An 18,926-nucleotide genomic window follows, 5' to 3' on the forward strand; every position below is an offset into this window, starting at 1 on the left:
ACCGATCGATAGGATCGGATCCATGTCCTCTCCGCGCCTCAGGTCGGTGTTCGCCGTGGTCGCCGGCATGGCGGTGCTGCTGGCCGCCTGCCGGTCGACGCCGGAGCGGCCCGCTGATCCGGCCCCGGTGCGCCCGGCCTGGCGGGCGGTCGAGTTGCCCGTGCCGGCCGGCGTCGCGGGTCGGCCGTTGCTGCGCGATGCGGCGCACTGCGGGAGCCGCTGGTACGCGGTCGGCGGGCTCATCGACGGCGCGGGGGAGACCCGGCCGGCGGCCTGGTCCAGCGCGGACGGGCTGAGCTGGTCGGCGTTGCCGGTGCGGGCGCAGACGTTCTACGGCCGGCAGCACGTGCTCTACGCGGTGGCCTGCCGCGACGACGGAATGGCGGCGCTCGGCGCGAAGACGGGCGGCGTGCACGGCAATCCGCGTACCGGCACGTGGGTGTGGCGTCCGGGCGGGCCGGTGCGGGAGGTGCCGGCGGCGTTCGAGTTGTTCGGCGGGCCGCGCGCGGTGAGCGCGGCGCGGCTGGCGGCCGGGCCGGGCGGCTGGTTGATCGCCGGGGCGCGCGTCGACGGGGCGGCGGTGTGGACGTCGCCGGACGCCGGCGGGTTCGTGTTGCGCGACGGGGTGCCGGAGTTGGCCGGCGACGGCCGGGGCCGGACGACGGCGTACGACGCGGTGGCGGTGGGTTCCGGCTGGCTGGTGGTGGGGTCGTTGCTGCCGGCCGGCGGCACCGCCCTGATGCCGCTGACCTGGTCGTCGGTGGACGGCCGGTCGTGGCGGCGGTCGGCGTTGCCGGTGTCGGCGGGCGGCGGGGCGGCGGAGCGGGTGGTGGCGCGCGACGGCGCGCCGACGGTGGTGGGTCCGGTCCGGGACGGCTTCGCGGTGTGGCGCGCGCCGGCGGGGTCGTCGGACGGTTGGCGGCGGGTGGGCGGGTTCGGCGCGGCGGGTCCCGGGGTGCTGTCGGTGGCGGGCCTGGTGGGTGTCGACGGCCGGCTGCTCGCGGTGACCGGGGACGGCGCGGATCGGCAGCTGTGGATTTCGGGTGACGGTGGCGCGTCGTGGCGGCCGGTGATCGTCCCGGCGTCGGTGCCGGACCGGGGTGACGCCGCGCTGGCGGTGGCCGCCGACGAGGCCGGCTTGCTGGTGGTCGCCGACGACGGGAAAAGCTCCCGTGCCTGGTGGGCGGCGTTGCCGGCCGTCGATGAGTAGCGGGTGCTGACGAGTTGACCCGTTACCGATGAAACCTCGGTGAACGCCTTGTGCCGCCTTCGGTTCTTACGGGAAGCGTCGGGAATCCGCCACGGCGTGTAACGGTTCGGTCAACCCCGCTTTCCGGGTCTTACGCCACCGCTGGCCGGTGGGATAACGTCCCGGCCCAGACCGGCGACGACGGTCTGGTTCGTCCGCCCCCCGCAAGTGCCAATCAGCAGCGGGTGGTTCGGACCATGGACGGAGGAGGGTTCGGGCCTTGAGGCAGAAGCTCGCACGCGTGATCGGCGGGGTCGCCATGCTGGCGCTCGTCGCCGGTGGTACCGCTTGTTCCAGCGGCAGCGACGATGAGGCGTCCGGGGGCAGCGCCTGCGGTAGCAAGATCGCCTTCTTCGGCGCGCTGACCGGTAGCTCGGCCGCGCTGGGCATCAACGAGAAGAACGGCGTCAAGCTGGCGGTCGACAAGTACAACAAGGAGAACGCCGACTGCAAGGTGGAGCTCGCCGAGCTCGACTCGCAGGGCAGCCCGGACCAGGCGCCCGGTCTGGCCCAGAAGGCGATCGACGACACCAAGATCCTCGGTGTGGTGGGTCCGGCCTACTCGGGCGAGTCGGAGGCCGCCGGTCCGCTGTTCAGCGAGGCCGGCCTGGTCACCATCACCCCCTCCGCGACCCGCCCCAGCCTCGCCGAGCAGGGCTGGAAGACGTTCTTCCGCGCGGTCGGCAACGACTTCAGCCAGGGCCCGGCCGCCGGCAACTACATGAAGAACGTGATGAAGGCCGACCGGGTCTACGTCATCGACGACCAGTCGGCGTACGGCGCGGGCCTGGCCGACGAGGTCAAGAAGGTGCTCGGCCCGGCGGTCGTGGGCAGCGACAAGGTCCAGGGCGAGGGCAAGCAGACCGAGTTCTCCGGCGTGGTCACCAAGGTCAAGGCCGCGAACGTCAAGGCGGTCTTCTACGGCGGCTACTACCAGGAGGCCGGCCTGATCCGCAAGCAGCTCACCGCTGCCGGCGTCACCGCCCCGCTGGTCGCCGGTGACGGCGTCAACGACGGCGCGTACATCACCTCCGCCGGCGCGGCGGCTGCCGAGGGCACCATCCTCACCTGCCCCTGCCAGCCGTCCACCGAGGCGCGCGGCACCTTCGCCGCCGACTACAAGGCGCTCAACGGCGCCGACCCGGGCACCTACAGCGACACCGCGTTCGACGCGGCGAACATCCTGCTGGCGGGCATCAAGGCCGGCAAGTCGTCCCGCGCCGACCTGCTGGAGTTCGTGAAGGGCTACAGCGGCGAGGGCGTGGCGGCCAGCTACAAGTTCGTCGAGGGCGGCGAGCTGGACCCGGCGCAGGTCAAGGTCTGGGCGTTCAAGGTGCAGGGCGGCAAGGTCGTCCCGGACCAGGAGATCCCCAAGTCCTGATCGGTCGATCGCTGCGACTGGCGATTGAGTTGTGAATCGCGGGTGCGGCCGGGAGCTGGCTCCCGGCCGCACCCCCTTTTTCTCTTCAGCGACGGAGCGTCCCTCCTTGAACTTCGACGGACTGTTCTCCAACTTCGGGGAACTCACCACGACCGGCCTGACGCAGGGCGCGATCTACGCCCTGGTCGCGCTCGGCTACACGCTGGTCTACGGCGTGCTCAGGCTCATCAACTTCGCCCACTCCGAGGTCTTCATCGCCGGCGCGTTCGCCGCGATCTGGACCTGGAACGGCTTCGGCCTCGACCAGGACTCGCAGGTCAGCGGCGTCGGCTCGATCCTGTTCTACCTGCTGGTGGCGATGATCGTGGCGGCCATCGCCTCGGCCGGCACCGCGACGGTGATCGAGCGGGTGGCGTACCGGCCGCTGCGCAAGCGCAACGCGCCGCCGCTGGCGTTCCTCATCACCGCGATCGGCGCCTCGATCGCGATCTCCGAGGCGTTCGGCGTCTACACCCGACGCCTGCCGCAGGGCGCGCCGTCGCTGGTCAGCTCCAAGCCGCTGTTCCACGTCGCCGGCGTGCCGATCGACAGCATCCAGTTGCTCACCATCGGCGCCGCGCTGGTGATGATGTTCGCGCTGGACCAGTTCATCAACCGCAGCCGCACCGGCCGCGGTATCCGGGCGGTGGCCCAGGACGCCAACACGGCGGCGCTGATGGGCGTCAACAAGGACCGGATCATCCTGATGGTCTTCATCGCCGGCGGCACCATGGCCGGTGTCGCGGGCCTGCTCTACGACGTCCGGATCCAGACGCTCACCTACAGCGTCGGCTTCCTGCTGGGCCTCAAGGCGTTCACCGCGGCGGTGCTCGGCGGCATCGGCAACCTCCGCGGCGCGCTGATCGGCGGCCTGCTGCTGGGCGTCGTGGAGAACTACGCCTCGGGACTGTTCGGCAGTCAGTGGAAGGACTTCGCCGCGTTCGCGGTGCTGGTCGTGCTGCTGATGTTCCGGCCGACCGGTCTGCTGGGCGAATCACTGGGGAGGGCACGCGCATGACGACCACCATTGACCCGCCGGAGCGGCGGGAGACGGCGGTGGACAAGCTGCGGCAGGGCCGGGCGGCGATCTCGGATCGTTGGCACCACGCCCCGCGCTGGGTGCGCTGGGTGCTGCTGGCCGCGGTCATCGTGTTCTTCTACGCGTTGCCGAACAAGGAGTTCTACCAGTACCTCGGGCCGATCCCGACGCCCGGGGCGAACTTCACCCAGGTGCTCTTCACCGTCTCGATCTACGTGTTGCTGGCGGTCGGGCTGAACATCGTGGTCGGCTTCGCCGGCCTGCTCGACCTGGGCTACTTCGGCTTCTTCGCGGTCGGTGCGTACACCGTCGCGGTGCTGACGTCGCCGAGCAGCAACATCAAGACGCTGTGGCCGTGGCTGCTGGTGGTGCCGATCGCGATCGCCCTGACCATGGTCTCCGGCGTCATGCTGGGTACGCCGACGCTGCGGTTGCGCGGCGACTACCTGGCGCTGGTGACGCTCGGCTTCGCCGAGATGATCCGGATCGCGGCGGTCAGCTCCGAGTTCCTCAAGGGGCAGCGCGGCTTCAACCAGATCCCGCACCCGCCCGGCAAGTACGCCGACGGCAAGCCGTTCTTCGGTGTGCTCGACGCCCGCCCCTACTACTGGCTGGTGCTCACGCTGATCATCCTGGTGGTGATCGGGGTGCGGAACCTGACCCACAGCCGGGTCGGCCGGGCCTGGATCTCGATCCGGGAGGACGAGGACGCGGCCCAGCTCATGGGTGTGCCGACGTTCAAGTTCAAGCTGTGGGCGTTCGCCTCCGGCGCGGCGATCGCCGGCCTGGCCGGCGCGTTGTTCGCCGGCAAGCAGAACTTCGTCAACTCGCAGAACTTCGAGCTGCTCAACTCGATCATCATCCTGGCCGCGGTCATCTTCGGCGGCTCCGGCAACATCGTCGGCGCGATCGTCGGCGGCGGCCTGGTGGCGTACATGATCGAGCGGTTCCGCGGCATCGAGCTGTTCGGCGTCGAGCTGTACGAGTACCGGTTCCTCTTCTTCGGCCTGGTGCTCGTGGTGATGATGATCTTCCGGCCGCAGGGCCTCATCCCGAACCGGCGACGAGCGGCGGAGTTCAAGGACCGTCGCAAGGAGGTGATCGTCGGTGAGTGACACCGAGCAGACCCCGGCCGTTCCGGCCCAGGCGGCGGCGCCCGCCGTCGAGACGGTGGACAAGCGCGAGCCGTTGCTGGAGGTCGACCACGTCACGCTGCGCTTCGGCGGCGTGGTGGCCCTCAACGACGTGGACTTCACCCTCTACAAGGGCGAGATCCTCGGGCTGATCGGGCCCAACGGCGCGGGCAAGACCACCTGCTTCAACGCGATGACCGGCATCTACCAGCCCACCGAGGGGCAGATCCGGTTCCGGGGCGAGAAGATCAGCGGCAAGAAGCGCCACCAGATCACCCGGATGGGCATGGCCCGCACGTTCCAGAACATCCGGCTCTTCCCGGAGATGACGGCGCTGGAGAACGTCCAGGTCGGTGCCGACGCGCACCACAAGACCAGCGTGATCTCCGCGCTGCTGCGGCTGCCGCGGCACTGGAAGGAGGAGCGCGAGGGCCGGGAGAAGGCCGAGCGCCTGCTGGAGTTCGTCGGCATCCTGCCCCGGATGCACGAGTTCGCCCGCAACCTGTCCTACGGGGAGCAGCGGCGCCTGGAGATCGCCCGGGCGCTGGCCACCGACCCGGTGCTGCTCTGCCTGGACGAGCCGGCCGCCGGCTTCAACCCGGCGGAGAAGGAGGAACTGCTCCAGCTCATCCGGCAGATCCGCGACACCGGCGTGACGGTGCTGCTGATCGAGCACGACATGCGCCTGGTGATGGGCGTGACCGACCGGATCGTGGTGCTGGAGTTCGGAAAGAAGATCGCCGAGGGACTGCCCGCCGAGGTGCGGGACAACCCGAAGGTGATCGCGGCGTACCTGGGGGTGCCGGACGATGCTGCTTGAGATCGAGGACGTGAGCCTGCTCTACGGGCGGATCCAGGCGCTGCACGGCATCAGCCTGACCGTGGACGAGGGGGAGATCGTCGCGCTGATCGGCGCGAACGGCGCCGGCAAGTCCACCACCATGCGGGCGATCTCCGGCATCCGGCCGATCGCCACCGGCAGCATCAGATTCGCCGGTGAGGACATCTCCAAGCTCCGGGCCGACCTGCGGGTCCGGCGCGGGCTGTGCCAGGCCCCCGAGGGCCGGGGCATCTTCCCCGGCATGACGGTGCTGGAGAACCTCGACATGGGCGCGTACACCCGGCGGGACAAGGCCGGCATCGCGAAGGACCTCGCGCGGGTGCTGGACCTGTTCCCCCGGCTGGCCGAGCGGCGCAAGCAGGCCGGCGGCACGCTCTCCGGCGGCGAGCAGCAGATGCTCGCGGTCGGCCGGGCGCTGATGAGCCGGCCGAAGCTGCTGCTGCTCGACGAGCCGTCGATGGGTCTCGCGCCGATGCTCATCCAGCAGATCTTCACCATCATCACGGAGATCAACCAGCAGGGCACCACCATCCTGCTGGTCGAGCAGAACGCCCAGCAGGCCCTGGCCCGCGCGCACCGGGCGTACGTGCTGGAGACCGGCCGGATCGTCAAGAGCGGCACCGGCGCGGACCTGCTGCACGACCCCTCGGTCAAAGAGGCCTACCTCGGCGTGGCCTGACCGACGCCCCCCTCGCAAAAGGAGTACCCCATGTTCCACCCCAGCCCCGGCCGTCGGGCGGCGCTCGGCGTCGCCGGCGCGGCCGTCCTCCTGCTCTCCCTCGCCGCCTGCGGTGAGGAGGAGCAGACCGAGCAGCCCGGTGGCGGCGCGAGCGTGACCGCCACGGCGGATTCCTCGCTGGCCGCCAAGGTGCCCGACGCCATCAAGTCCGACGGCAAGATCGTGGTCGGCACCGACTCCACGTACGCCCCGGCCGAGTTCCTCGACTCCGACGGCAAGACCGTCATCGGCTTCGACGTCGAGCTGTTCACCGCCGTGGCGGCCAAGCTCGGCCTGAAGGCGGAGTTCGTCTCGGCGCCGTTCGGCGACATCATCAACGGCGTCAACTCGGGCAAGTACGAGGTCGGCGTCTCGTCGTTCACCGTCAACGACGAGCGCAAGGGCCAGGCCAACATGGTCAGCTACTTCCAGGTCGGCACCCAGTGGGTGACCAAGAAGGGCAACCCGGCCGGGGTGGCGCTGGACAACGCCTGCGGCAAGAAGATCGCGGTGCAGAAGGACACGGTCCAGGTCGAGGACATCCAGAAGCGGTCCAAGACCTGCACCGACGCCGGCAAGCCGGCCATCACGATCGACCAGTTCCCGGGTCAGGACGCCGCCACCGCCGCGGTCGTCTCCGGCAAGGACGACGCGATGCTCGCCGACTACCCGGTCGGGGTGTACGCGGTGACCCAGTCCAAGGACGCCCTGGAGCTGCTGGACAAGCAGTACGAGGCGGCCCCGTACGGCTACGTGGTGGCCAAGGAGCAGGCGCAGTTCGCGGAGGCGGTGCGCGACGCCACCAAGGCACTGATCACCGACGGCTCGTACAAGCAGGTGCTCGACAAGTGGAAGGTGGGGGACGGCGCGATCACGGATCCCGCGATCAACCCGTGACGACATGACCACCGAGGAAGCGACAACCGCGCGGGCACGGCCGGAACCGATCAAGGCCGTGCCCGTGCGGCACCCGGGACGCTGGATCGCGGTGGCGGTGCTCGCCGTGCTGACCGCGATGTTCGTCCACCTGCTGGTGACCAACAAGGCCTTCAACTGGTCCTTCATGGTCGACAAGATGTTCCGGCCGCCGATCATCGAGGGGCTGCTGCGCGGCACCGTGCTGATGACGGTCAGCGCGATGCTGATCGGCGTCACGCTCGGCGTGGTGATCGCGGTGATGCGGCTCTCCGACAACCCGATCCTGCGCGGCGTGGCCTGGCTGTACACCTGGTTCTTCCGGGCCGTGCCCCGGCTGGTGCTGCTGGCCGTCTTCGGCAACATCGGCATCCTGTGGAGCCGGGTCGAGTTCGGCGTCCCGTTCGACACCCAGCTCGGCCAGCTCTTCGGCATCGACAACCTGCAACTGCGGTTGTTCGGGTTCTCCTCCCGCGACATCCTCACCGGCTTCATGGCCGGCCTGCTCGGGTTGGCGCTCTCCGAGGCCGCGTACATGGCGGAGATCGTCCGGGCCGGCATCCAGTCGGTGGACCCGGGGCAGACCGAGGCGGCCCAGGCGCTCGGCCTGAGCCGGGGCCAGTTGCTGCGCCGGGTGGTGCTGCCGCAGGCGATGCGGGTGATCATCCCGCCGACCGGCAACGAGACCATCGCCATGCTCAAGGACACGTCGTTGCTGCTCTACGTGCCGGTCAGCATAGAACTGTTCTTCCAGCTCGACGCCGTCGGCAAGCGGACGTTCCAGATCTTCCCGATGTACGTCGCCGCCTGCCTGTGGTACCTGTTCCTGACCAGCATCCTGCTGGTCGGGCAGTATTTCCTGGAACGGCACTTCGGCAAGGGCTACGGGACCACGCAACGGGCCCGGGCGCGGCTGCGCACGCTGGCCGCGGAGACCGGTGGAGGCGGCGCCGGAGGGGCGGGGACACCATGACCGAGCTGATCGTGCCCACGCAGGCCACCGCGCCGACGGCCGGGTCCGACCTGATGGTGCGCGCCGAGCAGGTGCACAAGTCGTTCGGGCCGCTGGAGGTGCTCAAGGGCATCGACCTGGAGGTCCGCGCCGGCGAGGTGTGCTGCCTGCTCGGGCCCTCCGGCTCCGGCAAGTCGACGTTCCTGCGCTGCATCAACCACCTGGAGAAGATCGACGCCGGCCGGATCTGGGTCGACGGCGACCTGATCGGCTACCGGGAGCGCGGCGGGAAGCTGCACGAGATGCGGGACAAGGAGGTGGCCGCGCAGCGCCGGGCGATCGGCATGGTGTTCCAGCGGTTCAACCTCTTCCCGCACATGACCGTGTTGCAGAACGTCGTCGAGGCGCCGCTGCTGCTGCGGCAGCAGAAGAGGGCGCAGGCCCGGGAACACGCCGCGCAGTTGCTGGAGCGGGTGGGGCTGGGCGACAAGCTCGGCGCGTACCCGGGTCAGCTCTCCGGCGGCCAGCAGCAGCGGGTGGCGATCGCCCGGGCGCTGGCCATGCGGCCGAAGCTGATGCTCTTCGACGAGCCGACCAGCGCGCTCGACCCGGAGCTGGTGGGCGAGGTGCTGGACACGATGAAGGACCTGGCCCGCGACGGCATGACGATGATCGTGGTGACCCACGAGATCGGCTTCGCCCGGGAGGTCGGCGACCACCTGGTCTTCATGGACGGCGGGGTGGTCGTCGAGCAGGGCGACCCGCGCGAGGTGATCGCCGCGCCGAAGCACGAGCGCACCCAGGCGTTCCTGGCGAAGGTGCTCTGACGGGTCCGGTGCGGCGTGGGCCGCACCGGACCCCTCCGGTCAGTTCACGTAGCCCCGCAGCAGCCAGCCGGGGCTCTGCGACTCGCAGACGTACGTCTGATAGGTGCCACTGCTGACCCGGGACTGCCCGACCGAGATGCACTTCGACTGGGTCGAGTAGACCCCACCGTTGACCCACACGGCGAAAGCCGGCGCGCTGAACGCGGCCACCATGCCGGCCGTGGCGAGCATCGGTGCCAGGATTCGGACACTCCATCGTCGCATCGGGTCCTCCTTGGGATGCCATCGACTGATCTCCATACCGTAGCGGTCCGGTCGCGATCCGTGGGGGCCGCTGGTGCCGGGGATGTCGGGGTCACGGACTAGAGTCCCTGCCGTGACAGCTACGACGCCGCGCCTGCTCCTCGTCGACGGACACTCCCTGGCCTACCGGGCGTTCTTCGCCCTGCCGGTGGAGAACTTCTCCACCACCACGGGGCAGCCGACCAACGCCGTCTACGGCTTCACCTCGATGCTGATCAACGTGCTGCGCGACGAGCAGCCGACCCACATCGTGGTCGCGTTCGACGTCTCCCGCCGCTCCTTCCGCACCGACCGGTACGCGGAGTACAAGGCCGGCCGCAGCGAGACCCCGACCGACTTCAAGGGGCAGGTCAGCCTGGTCAAGGAGGTTCTCGCCGCGCTGCGGGTGCCGGTGGTCGAGAAGGAGGGCTACGAGGCCGACGACGTCATCGCCACGCTCGCCTGCCAGGCCCGCGACCAGGGCATGGACGTGTTGATCACCACCGGCGACCGGGACGCGTTCCAGCTCGTCGGCGACCGGGTCACCGTGCTCTACCCGCGCAAGGGCGTCTCGGACCTGGCCCGGATGGACCCGGCGGCGGTCGAGGCGAAGTACGGCGTCACCCCCGACCGCTACCGCGACCTGGCCGCGCTGGTCGGCGAGACCAGCGACAACCTGCCCGGTGTCCCGGGTGTCGGCCCGAAGACCGCGGCCAAGTGGATCAATCTGTACGACGGGGTCGAGGGCGTGGTGGCGCGCGCCGACGAGATCAAGGGCAAGGCGGGCGACAGCCTGCGCGAGCGGCTCGCCGACGTGATCCGCAACTACGAGATCAACCGCCTGGTCACCGACCTGGAGCTGCCGGTGCGTCCCGAGGACGCCCGCTGGCAGGGCTGGGACCGCGAGGCCGTGCACCAGGTCTTCGACACGCTCCAGTTCCGCATCCTGCGCGACCGGCTCTACCAGTACCTGGAAGCGGTCGAGCCGGAGGCCGAGGCCGGCTTCGAGCTGGCCGGCGAGGTGCTGACCGAGCCGGGCGCGCTCGCCGGCTGGCTGGACACGCACGCCCCGGCCGGCACGCCGGTCGGCCTGGCCGCCACGCTCGACACCGGGCCCAACCGCCGGCACACCGCGACCGTGACGGGGATGGCGCTGGCCACCGCCGGTGGCGCGGCGGCCTGGTTCGACCCGAGCACGCTGGTCGCCGACGACGAGGCCGCGCTGGCCGGCTGGCTGGCCGACGCCGGGCGGCCGAAGGTGCTGCACGACAGCAAGCCGGCGGTGCTGGCGTTCGCCGCGCACGGCTGGGAGCTGCGGGGCATCGCCCGCGACACCCAGATCGCCGCCTACCTGGCCCGTCCCGACCAGCGTTCCTACGACCTCACCGACCTGGCGCTGCGCTACCTGCACCGGGAGCTGCGCGTCGACGCGCCGGAGACCGGCCAGCTCACGCTGGACGGGTTCGGCGACGAGGACGCGGCCGAGCAGAACCTGATGCTCCAGGCCCGGGCCACGCTCGACCTGGCCGACGCGATCGACGCCGAGCTGTCCCGCGACGGTGAGCAGTCCGCCCGGCTGATGGCCGAGGTGGAGCTGCCGCTGATGCGGGTGCTCGCCGCCATGGAACGCACCGGCATCGCCGCCGACACCGACTACCTCTCCGAGCTGGAGGCGCACTTCGCCGCCGAGGTGAAGGCCGCCGCGCAGAGCGCGTACGGCGTGGTCGGCCGGGAGTTCAACCTGGGCTCGCCGAAGCAGTTGCAGGAGATCCTCTTCACCGAGCTGGCACTGCCCAAGACGAAGCGGATCAAGACCGGCTACACCACCGACGCCGACGCCCTCCAGTGGCTCTACGCCCAGACCGAGCACCCGCTGCTGCACCACCTGCTGCGCCACCGCGACGTCGCCAAGCTCAAGTCGACGGTCGACGGGCTGCTCAAGTCCGTCTCCGACGACGGTCGGATCCACACCACGTTCAACCAGACGGTGGCCGCGACCGGGCGGCTGTCGTCCACCGAGCCGAACCTCCAGAACATCCCCATCCGCACCGAGGAGGGGCGGCGGATCCGGCGCGCGTTCGTGGTCGGCGAGGGCTACGAATGCCTGCTCACCGCCGACTACAGCCAGATCGAGATGCGGATCATGGCGCATCTGTCCGCCGACGAGGCACTTGTCGAGGCGTTCAACTCCGGGCACGACTTCCACGCCGCGACCGCCTCCTCGGTCTTCACCGTCGAGGTCGGCGACGTCACCGCCGACCAGCGTCGCAAGATCAAGGCAATGAACTACGGCCTGGCGTACGGGCTGAGCGCGTTCGGCCTCTCCCAGCAGCTCACCATCTCCGCCGAGGAGGCGCGTGGGCTGATGGAGAACTACTTCGCCGGTTTCGGCGGGGTCCGCGACTACCTCCACGAGGTGGTGGCCCGGGCCCGGCAGGACGGCTACACCTCCACCATCCTGGGTCGCCGCCGCTACCTTCCCGACCTGGTCAGCGACAACCGGCAGCGCCGGGAGATGGCCGAACGGATGGCGCTCAACGCCCCGATCCAGGGCTCGGCTGCCGACATCATCAAGGTCGCCATGCTGCACGTCGACGGCGCGCTGCGCGACGCCGGGCTGCGCTCCCGGATGCTGCTCCAGGTGCACGACGAGCTGGTGTTCGAGGTCGCCCCGGGGGAGCGGGAGGCGCTGGAGGCGTTGGTGCGCAAGGAGATGGGCGAGGCGTACCCGCTGTCGGTGCCGCTGGAGGTGTCGGTCGGCGAGGGACGCGACTGGAACAGCGCCGACCACTGACCGACCCGTCGGCCCGTGCCACCCGCGCAGACCCGCGCCGCAACGGTGATCAAGGAGTTCGCGTCGTGGGGCGACGGCTGTGCGACACGAACTCCTTGATCACGGCGGGACGGGCGGTCGGCGCTCAGCCCTTGAGCGGGTCGTGTCCCCAGTTCATCAGCGACCAGCGCCACCTGGTGTCGCGGACGTCGCCGGACGGGCGTTGTGCCAGGTGCCGGTGCACGTAGCCGACCACCTTGCGCATGTGCTTGTAGTCGGCGGCGGTGAGCTGGTCGCGCTTGCGGCGCAGCAGGTCCACGATCCTGCGGCCGGAGTCGTGCCCGACCGATTCGCCGCCCTGGGTGCCCGGCTTGTGCCAGCCGACGTGCTTGGACTCGTCGGTCTCCAACCAGCGGCTCAGCTCGGCGGGCTTCATGTTCACCGCGTCGGTGAACTCCCGGTACGTCTGCTGCGGGTCCTCACTGCGACTCATCGCGCAGCACCTCCGGTCGGTGGGCGACGTCCCGGCCGGAGTCGTCGTTGGTGATCCGGTACTGCGGCTGCTCCGGCGAGGCGTTCACCGGATGCCCGCGGACGTGGGTGCGTTCGGTCAACCTCTCCTTGACCACGCCGTACGCCCGGCCGCTGTGGCTGGCCCAGGAGACGTGGTCGCCGGCGCGGAACTCCTTCTCGGCCATGCCGGCCGGTTACCCGCCGGCATGGCCGAGTAACGACGTGGTCAGGGCCGGATCTCGGCGATCGGCAGTTTGATGTCGAACGGCTCGGTCAGATCGACCACCTCGCTGCCGTCGGTCACCAGCTCGTACTGGCGCGCTCAGCGGGCCGGCTTCTCCGCGACGAAGATGGCGGTGCCGGGGAAGAGCCGGCCGCGCAGCGGGCTCCACTGGCCCCAGATCCCCTCGTGCCCCGCCGGCCACTCCGGCTCCACCAGGTCGAGCAGGCGGAAGCCGGCGCCGACCAGTTCCCGGATGCGGTCGCCGAGCGTGCGGTGCTGCTCCACGTACGTGGCGACGCCGCGCGCGTCCTGTTCGACGTAGGGGGACCGGTCGAAGTACGAGTGCACGGCGGTCAGCCCGCCCTGGCCCGGGTCGTCGAGGAAGATCCAGCGCATCGGGTGGGTGACCGCGAAGACCCACCGGCCGCCGGGGCGCAGCACCCGGGCCACCTCGCGCATCGCCGCCGCCGAGTCGTCCACGAACGGGATCGCGCCGAACGCGGTGCAGACCGTGTCGAAGGCGGCGTCGCCGAAGGGCAGCGCCAGCGCGTCGGCCTGGACCAGCGGCACGCGTACCCCGCTGCGGTCGGCGGCGTCGGCGGCGTGCCGCAACATGCCGGCGGAGAGGTCCAGCGCGACCGGCCGGGCGCCCTGGGCGGCGAGCCAGCGGGCGGCGGCGGCAGCGCCGGCGCCCAGTTCGAGGACCCGGCGGCCGGTGACGTCGCCGAGCAGCCGCGCGTCGGCCTCGCGCAGCCCCTCCGGGCACCAGACGAAGTCGACGTCGCCGAGGAACCTGCCGTGCTCGGCCTGGTAGGCGTCGGCGTCGGTGTCCCACCAGCCGCGGTTGGCGCGGCGGATCTCGGCGGCCCCGACCCGCCGGCGGGTCACCCTGTCGTCGTCCACGGCGTCCACGCTAGGGCCGGCGGGGCGCCGCGTCGCGGGCGGGTCGGTGTGTCGCGGGTGGGGCGGGTGTGACGGACGAGACAGGAGTGGCCCCTTACCGCGCGAAATCTCCGCTTTCGCAGCCGATGAGGTCGCACGGACCCGGGAGGGCTTGCACGCTGTGGTAATGCAGCGGGTAGGCTAGACGATGCGCTCGCGGATCGTGTGCCTCGGCAGGGAGCAGGTGTGCGGTCACCGGAGCCACTAATGATCTTCTCGCGTCGATCGTTCGGTGTGCCCGGCGGCGGATCCGTTGGCGCGGAAGAGTCACCGCGACACCCATGCCCGCTGTGACAACCCATCCGACCGGAGCAACCGCCCACATGACGAGCAGCATCGAGGCCACCTCGAGCGCCAACAAGGTCACGCACGACGATCTCGGCTCTGAGGAAGCATTCCTCGCCGCTATCGACGAGACCATCAAGTACTTCAACGACGGCGACATTGTCGAAGGCACCGTCGTCAAGGTCGATCGGGACGAGGTCCTGCTCGACATCGGCTACAAGACCGAGGGCGTGATCCCCTCTCGGGAGTTGTCGATCAAGCACGACGTGGACCCGGCCGAGGTTGTTTCGGTCGGCGACCACATCGAGGCCCTCGTCCTCCAGAAGGAGGACAAGGAGGGTCGGCTGATCCTCTCCAAGAAGCGGGCGCAGTACGAGCGGGCCTGGGGCACGATCGAGAAGATCAAGGACGAGGACGGTGTCGTCCGCGGCTCGGTCATCGAGGTCGTCAAGGGTGGTCTCATCCTCGACATCGGCCTGCGTGGCTTCCTGCCCGCGTCGCTGGTCGAGATGCGGCGGGTGCGTGACCTCCAGCCGTACGTCGGCCGCGAGCTCGAAGCCAAGATCATCGAGCTGGACAAGAACCGCAACAACGTGGTCCTGTCCCGCCGGGCCTGGCTGGAGCAGACGCAGTCCGAGGTGCGCACCGAGTTCCTCAACAAGCTCCAGAAGGGGCAGGTCCGCAAGGGCGTCGTCTCCTCGATCGTCAACTTCGGCGCGTTCGTCGACCTGGGCGGCGTGGACGGCCTCGTGCACGTCTCCGAGCTGTCCTGGAAGCACATCGACCACCCGTCCGAGGTCGTCGAGGTTGGCCAGGAGGTCGAGGTCGAGGTCCTGGACGTCGACCTGGACCGCGAGCGGGTCTCGCTGTCGCTGAAGGCGACCCAGGAGGACCCGTGGCGTCAGTTCGCCCGCACCCACGCGATCCAGCAGATCGTGCCGGGTAAGGTCACCAAGCTGGTGCCGTTCGGCGCGTTCGTCCGGGTGGACGACGGCATCGAGGGCCTGGTCCACATCTCCGAGCTGGCCGAGCGCCACGTGGAGATCCCGGAGCAGGTCGTGCAGGTCGGCTCCGAGGTCATGGTCAAGGTCATCGACATCGACCTGGAGCGCCGCCGGATCTCGCTGTCGCTCAAGCAGGCCAACGAGGGCTTCGTCGAGGGCGAGGAGCACTTCGACCCGACCCTCTACGGCATGGCCGCGACGTACGACAACGAGGGCAACTACATCTACCCGGAGGGCTTCGACCCGGAGACGGGCGAGTGGCTCGAGGGCTACGACAAGCAGCGCGAGACCTGGGAGAACCAGTACGCCGAGGCGCGTCAGCGTTGGGAGGCCCACACCAAGCAGGTGCAGACCTCCCGCGCCGCCGACGCCGAGGCCGCGGCCAACCCGGCCCCGCCCGCCAGCGCCACCACCACCTCGACCTCGTCGGCCCCGAGCCGTCAGGCCGAGGAGCCGGCCGGCACGCTGGCCACCGACGAGGCGCTCGCCGCGCTGCGGGAGAAGCTCGCCGGCGGCAAGTGACCGGTCGCTGACGCCGGTTCGTCCACCCGGACGCACCAGCGGCTGCCTCTGACGACGGGCCCCGTCCCCGCGTTCCGCACCAGCGGAGCGCCGGGGGCGGGGCCCGCGTCGTGGACACTGCCGTGCGGCGGCGCGTCGGCTCGCCGGGCCGTCGCCGCCGGCCGCGGGACCGTCGGCCTGTTTGGCATGCGTCCGGTGATCCGGTTGACTGTCCGGATGCTGAAGGTGGGGCTGACGGGCGGGATCGGATCCGGCAAGAGCGCGGTGGCGGCCCGCCTCGCCGCGCTCGGCGCGGTGGTCGTCGACTCGGACCGGCTCGCCCGCGAGGTGGTCGCGCCGGGCACCGAAGGGCTGGCCGAGGTGGTCGCCGCGTTCTCCGACCGGGTCCTCGGCCCGGACGGCGCGCTGGACCGGGCCGCCCTGGGCGCGCTGGTCTTCGGCGACGAGACCGCCCGCCGCCGGCTGGAGGCGATCACCCACCCCCGGGTCCGGGCGCGTGCCGCCGCGCTGGTCGCCGCCGCGCCCGCCGACGCGGTGGTGGTCAACGACGTGCCACTGCTGGTCGAGGTCGGGCTCGCGCCCACGTACCACCTGGTGGTGGTGGTGCAGACGGCGGTGCCGACCCGGCTGGCGCGGTTGTCCCGGGACCGGGGCATGGCTCCGGCCGAGGCCGAGCGGCGCATCGCCGCGCAGGCCGACGACGCCCGTCGGGCGGCGGTGGCGGACGTGCTGCTCACCAACGACGGCGCGTTGACCGACCTGCACGACGCGGTGGACGACCTCTGGCGGGACCGGTTGCTGCCCTACGAGCGCAACGTCCGCGAGCGGCGCGCCGTCCAGGCCGAGCCGTCGACGCTGACCGAGCCGGACCCGACCTGGCCCGCGCAGTACGCCCGACTGGCCGCGCGGATCCACCACGCGGCCGGTGCCGACGTCCGGGTCGACCACGTCGGCTCCACCGCGGTGCCGGGGCTGACCGCGCCGGACGTCATCGACATCCAGCTGACCGTCTCCTCGCTGGCCGAGGCGGATGGTCCGCTCGCCGACCGGCTGGCCGAGGCGGGCTTCCCCCGGCTGCCCGGCGAGTGGCGGGACGCGCCGCGCCGCCCCGATCGGGTGCACGGGGCGAAGCGGCTGCACGGCGGCGCGGACCCGGGCCGCCCGGTGCTGCTGCACCTGCGGGTGGCCGGCTCGGCCGGCTGGCGGTACGCGCTGCTGATGCGCGACCACCTCCGCGCGGACCCGGCGCGACGGGCCGCGTACCTCCAGGTCAAGCGGGACCTGGTGGCCGCCGCGCCGGACAGCGCGGAGCACGGCACGCTCACCGACCCCTGGTTCGACGAGGAGCCCCTGCGCGCCGAGGAATGGGCGGCGCAGACCGGCTGGCGCCCCTGACCGCCTGCCCGCTCCGCCGACCCACCCTGCGACGCGCGGAGGCACGGAAAGTGTGCTCATCCCGCGCCGGATGACCACACTTTCCGTGCCTCCGCGGGTTTCGGCGGCGCGGGGGTGAGGTCGAGGTGGATCCAGACGCCCCGCCCGGTGCGCAGCTCCAGGCGGTGCGGCAGCCCGCCCCGGTCGAGCCACCAGCGCAGGCCGCCCGGCACCTCGACGACGTCCACCGCGCGGTCGGCGGCCCGGTCCGCCCTGATCCGCAGCGCCGGTCGGTCCGGTGGCCGGGTGCCGGCCCGCAGCGCGGCCTCGATGAGCCGGTCCAGGTCGTCGGCGGGCGGCCGGGCGGCGGCCGTGAGCAGCCCGCCGGGCGTCGGCAGCAGAAGCGCGCCGGCCCCGTCCGGGGCGGCCTCCGTGCGGGTCACCCCGCCCGGTCCGGCACGCCGCAGCGTACGTTGGCCGGTGTCGTCCTCGGTCACCGCGAGGTACGCCGACGGCGTCGACCAGCTCAGCGTGCCCGCACCGTGCAGCGTGGTGGACGGGTCGAGGGGAGCGGCCACGGTCACCGCCGCGCCACCGGCGTGCCGCAGCCGGCCGGGCAGCCCGGCCAACCGGTCGGTCTCCTCGTCGGTCAGCGCCCGGGGCTGCCCGGCCCGGCCGCCGAGTGCGTCCACCGGCTGCGGGGCGGGTCGGTCGGCACGCTCCAGGTCGACGGTGACGGGCGTGCCGTCGGGCAGCCGGCCGGTCAGCCGGTGCAGCCGGGCGTCCCGATCCAGCCAGAGCGTCGGCCGCCGGTCGCCCGACGGGGCGGCCAGCGGCGCCCGGAGCACGTCCACCGCAATGCCGGCGAGGCTGTCCCCGCGCAGCCAACGGCCGTCGCGCCCGATCGGGTCGAGCCGGTCCGAGCCCAGCCCGAGCAGCAGGTCGCGGACGGCGGCCAACCCTCGGCCGGCCGGCGGTTCGCGCAGCCGCCACCGGTCGGGCGGTGGCACCAGCGGTGGTCGCGTGGGCGGGGGCAGCGCGACCGGGTCCGGCCGGACCAGCAGCGTCGCCGCGGTGGCCTGGACGAGCCCCCGGTCGGCGCCCGCGCCGGGACCGCCGACGTGCGCGTAGAGCAGCGGCCGGGCCCAGTCGACCCAGCCGAGCAGTTCGATCCGGTCCCGGCCGGCTCCGGCCGTGACCCGGACACCGGCGCGCAGGTCACGCACGTTGGTCACCCGCAGCGCGGCCACCCGCTCGGCCTCGGCGGCGGTGAGCGGCCGTTCCGCCGGCCCCGACCACGGCGGTGACCCGCCGGGCAGCCCGGCGACCAGGACGGCCGCCGAGGCGGCGGCGGCCAGCACGAGCGCGGCCAGCGCGGCGCGTCGGCGGGTCGGCCGTTCCGGCGGGTCGTCCACCCCGTCCAGCGCGGGGTCGCCGTCCGGTCGCACGGTGACGGCCGGTTTCGGGCCGGTCCGCCGGCGGCGACCGGCCGTGGCGCCGGGCCGGGCCGGGACACTGGTGCGGGCCCGGCGATGACCTCGGCCGGGCTCGCGCGGCACGTGCTGGTCGGCGTCGCCACGCGCGGCGACCCGGAGTGGACGCCTCGGCGAGTGTGGCCGGCCCGGCTCCTGCGGCGGGGTGGACGCGCCCTCCTGCGGCGGGGTGGACGCACCGGTGCCGGGCGCACGATCTCGGCGCGTCCGGCGGTCGGGAGAGGGCTCCACGAGTGGACAACGCGGCTGCGGGTCACGGGTGACGACGCAGGGGCGCTCGCGGCGGCCGGTGAGCGCCTCTCGGCGCGACCACCATGGGCGCGCACGCCGGTCGTCCCGGGTGCTGCGGCCTTCGGCGCCGGGGGCGGCCGGGCCCCCGCGAGGGGGCGGCCACCGGCCCGGTCGGCCGCCGCGAGCGGCC

Annotated in this window: 16 protein-coding genes and 1 pseudogene; 12 read left to right on the forward strand and 5 right to left on the reverse strand. The window is 71.8% G+C overall.

The window, feature by feature from the left end:
* Nucleotides 1-22 precede the first annotated feature (22 nt).
* The 9 genes from VKK44_RS06985 (at nucleotide 23) to VKK44_RS07025 (ending at nucleotide 9,094) form a co-directional block, all read left to right on the forward strand.
* Nucleotides 23-1,210 (forward strand): hypothetical protein, encoded by a 1,188-nt coding sequence (locus VKK44_RS06985; protein ID WP_343446018.1) that lies wholly within the window; start codon nucleotides 23-25, stop codon nucleotides 1,208-1,210.
* Nucleotides 1,211-1,469: 259 nt separating this feature from the next.
* Nucleotides 1,470-2,630: a branched-chain amino acid ABC transporter substrate-binding protein gene (locus VKK44_RS06990; protein WP_343446019.1), complete on the forward strand. Its 1,161-nt coding sequence runs from the start codon at nucleotides 1,470-1,472 to the stop codon at nucleotides 2,628-2,630.
* A 106-nt stretch (nucleotides 2,631-2,736) separates the two neighbouring features.
* A complete protein-coding gene (locus VKK44_RS06995) occupies nucleotides 2,737-3,687 on the forward strand; it encodes a branched-chain amino acid ABC transporter permease (protein WP_107157517.1) in 951 nt (316 codons plus the stop codon).
* On the forward strand, nucleotides 3,684-4,823 hold the full coding sequence (locus VKK44_RS07000; RefSeq protein ID WP_343446020.1) for a branched-chain amino acid ABC transporter permease: 1,140 nt from the start codon (nucleotides 3,684-3,686) through the stop codon (nucleotides 4,821-4,823). Before VKK44_RS06995 ends, VKK44_RS07000 begins: the two co-directional genes overlap by 4 nt.
* The gene (locus tag VKK44_RS07005; protein ID WP_396859346.1) at nucleotides 4,816-5,661 is read left to right on the forward strand and encodes an ABC transporter ATP-binding protein; all 846 of its coding nucleotides are present in this window, start codon (nucleotides 4,816-4,818) and stop codon (nucleotides 5,659-5,661) included. The genes VKK44_RS07000 and VKK44_RS07005 overlap by 8 nt, the downstream gene beginning before the upstream one ends.
* The gene (locus tag VKK44_RS07010; RefSeq protein WP_343446021.1) at nucleotides 5,651-6,361 is read left to right on the forward strand and encodes an ABC transporter ATP-binding protein; all 711 of its coding nucleotides are present in this window, start codon (nucleotides 5,651-5,653) and stop codon (nucleotides 6,359-6,361) included. The genes VKK44_RS07005 and VKK44_RS07010 overlap by 11 nt, the downstream gene beginning before the upstream one ends.
* A gap of 30 nt (nucleotides 6,362-6,391) precedes the next feature.
* A complete protein-coding gene (locus tag VKK44_RS07015) occupies nucleotides 6,392-7,297 on the forward strand; it encodes an ABC transporter substrate-binding protein (RefSeq protein ID WP_281936421.1) in 906 nt (301 codons plus the stop codon).
* A 4-nt stretch (nucleotides 7,298-7,301) separates the two neighbouring features.
* The gene (locus tag VKK44_RS07020; RefSeq protein ID WP_343446022.1) at nucleotides 7,302-8,288 is read left to right on the forward strand and encodes an amino acid ABC transporter permease; all 987 of its coding nucleotides are present in this window, start codon (nucleotides 7,302-7,304) and stop codon (nucleotides 8,286-8,288) included.
* A complete protein-coding gene (locus tag VKK44_RS07025) occupies nucleotides 8,285-9,094 on the forward strand; it encodes an amino acid ABC transporter ATP-binding protein (RefSeq protein ID WP_343446023.1) in 810 nt (269 codons plus the stop codon). The genes VKK44_RS07020 and VKK44_RS07025 overlap by 4 nt, the downstream gene beginning before the upstream one ends.
* Before the next feature lie 39 nt (nucleotides 9,095-9,133).
* On the opposite strand, the gene VKK44_RS07030 is transcribed toward VKK44_RS07025, so the two are convergent.
* Entirely contained in the window at nucleotides 9,134-9,358 is a 225-nt protein-coding gene (locus VKK44_RS07030) for a hypothetical protein (RefSeq protein ID WP_343446024.1), read from the reverse strand.
* 112 nt (nucleotides 9,359-9,470) lie between these two features.
* Here VKK44_RS07030 and polA point away from each other — a divergent pair, with 112 nt between their 5' ends.
* Complete coding sequence (gene polA / locus VKK44_RS07035; protein ID WP_343446025.1) at nucleotides 9,471-12,170, forward strand: DNA polymerase I; 2,700 nt, start codon at nucleotides 9,471-9,473, stop codon at nucleotides 12,168-12,170.
* Between the two features lie 127 nt (nucleotides 12,171-12,297).
* Here polA and VKK44_RS07040 read toward each other — a convergent pair.
* The 3 genes and pseudogenes from VKK44_RS07040 to VKK44_RS07050 all read right to left on the reverse strand — a co-directional run.
* Nucleotides 12,298-12,642: pseudogene (locus tag VKK44_RS07040) on the reverse strand (DUF3140 domain-containing protein); the annotation flags it as partial.
* On the reverse strand, nucleotides 12,629-12,847 hold the full coding sequence (locus VKK44_RS07045; RefSeq protein ID WP_343446026.1) for a hypervirulence associated TUDOR domain-containing protein: 219 nt from the start codon (nucleotides 12,845-12,847) through the stop codon (nucleotides 12,629-12,631). The pseudogene VKK44_RS07040 and the gene VKK44_RS07045, both read right to left, overlap by 14 nt.
* 137 nt (nucleotides 12,848-12,984) lie before the next feature.
* Nucleotides 12,985-13,788, reverse strand: a complete 804-nt coding sequence (locus VKK44_RS07050) for a class I SAM-dependent methyltransferase (RefSeq protein WP_343446027.1) — start codon at nucleotides 13,786-13,788, stop codon at nucleotides 12,985-12,987.
* Nucleotides 13,789-14,108: 320 nt separating this feature from the next.
* On the opposite strand from VKK44_RS07050, the gene rpsA reads away from it, so the two are divergent.
* Nucleotides 14,109-15,638, forward strand: a complete 1,530-nt coding sequence (rpsA, locus tag VKK44_RS07055) for a 30S ribosomal protein S1 (protein WP_343446028.1) — start codon at nucleotides 14,109-14,111, stop codon at nucleotides 15,636-15,638.
* A 216-nt stretch (nucleotides 15,639-15,854) separates the two neighbouring features.
* Nucleotides 15,855-17,033 carry a dephospho-CoA kinase gene (gene coaE / locus VKK44_RS07060; RefSeq protein WP_343447703.1) on the forward strand — a complete coding sequence of 393 codons (1,179 nt, stop codon included), beginning with the start codon at nucleotides 15,855-15,857 and terminating at the stop codon, nucleotides 17,031-17,033.
* Between the two features lie 56 nt (nucleotides 17,034-17,089).
* Here the strand turns inward: coaE and VKK44_RS07065 are convergent, their stop codons facing one another.
* The gene (locus VKK44_RS07065; protein ID WP_343446029.1) at nucleotides 17,090-18,460 is read right to left on the reverse strand and encodes a hypothetical protein; all 1,371 of its coding nucleotides are present in this window, start codon (nucleotides 18,458-18,460) and stop codon (nucleotides 17,090-17,092) included.
* Nucleotides 18,461-18,926 lie beyond the last annotated feature (466 nt).

Origin of the sequence: Micromonospora sp. DSM 45708, assembly GCF_039566955.1 — a bacterium.
In the GTDB taxonomy this organism is placed as follows: domain Bacteria; phylum Actinomycetota; class Actinomycetes; order Mycobacteriales; family Micromonosporaceae; genus Micromonospora.

Bases quoted from the DNA above. Each gene is read 5' to 3' on its own strand.
- VKK44_RS07015 (WP_281936421.1), top strand. From the start codon at position 6,392: ATGTTCCACCCCAGCCCCGGCCGTCGGGCGGCGCTCGGCGTCGCCGGC.
- VKK44_RS07000 (WP_343446020.1), top strand. From the start codon at position 3,684: ATGACGACCACCATTGACCCGCCGGAGCGGCGGGAGACGGCGGTGGAC.
- VKK44_RS07025 (WP_343446023.1), top strand. From the start codon at position 8,285: ATGACCGAGCTGATCGTGCCCACGCAGGCCACCGCGCCGACGGCCGGG.
- VKK44_RS07020 (WP_343446022.1), top strand. From the start codon at position 7,302: ATGACCACCGAGGAAGCGACAACCGCGCGGGCACGGCCGGAACCGATC.
- VKK44_RS06985 (WP_343446018.1), top strand. From the start codon at position 23: ATGTCCTCTCCGCGCCTCAGGTCGGTGTTCGCCGTGGTCGCCGGCATG.
- VKK44_RS07030 (WP_343446024.1), bottom strand. From the start codon at position 9,358: ATGCGACGATGGAGTGTCCGAATCCTGGCACCGATGCTCGCCACGGCC.
- rpsA (WP_343446028.1), top strand. From the start codon at position 14,109: ATGCCCGCTGTGACAACCCATCCGACCGGAGCAACCGCCCACATGACG.
- coaE (WP_343447703.1), top strand. From the start codon at position 15,855: ATGCTGAAGGTGGGGCTGACGGGCGGGATCGGATCCGGCAAGAGCGCG.
- VKK44_RS07045 (WP_343446026.1), bottom strand. From the start codon at position 12,847: ATGGCCGAGAAGGAGTTCCGCGCCGGCGACCACGTCTCCTGGGCCAGC.
- VKK44_RS07010 (WP_343446021.1), top strand. From the start codon at position 5,651: ATGCTGCTTGAGATCGAGGACGTGAGCCTGCTCTACGGGCGGATCCAG.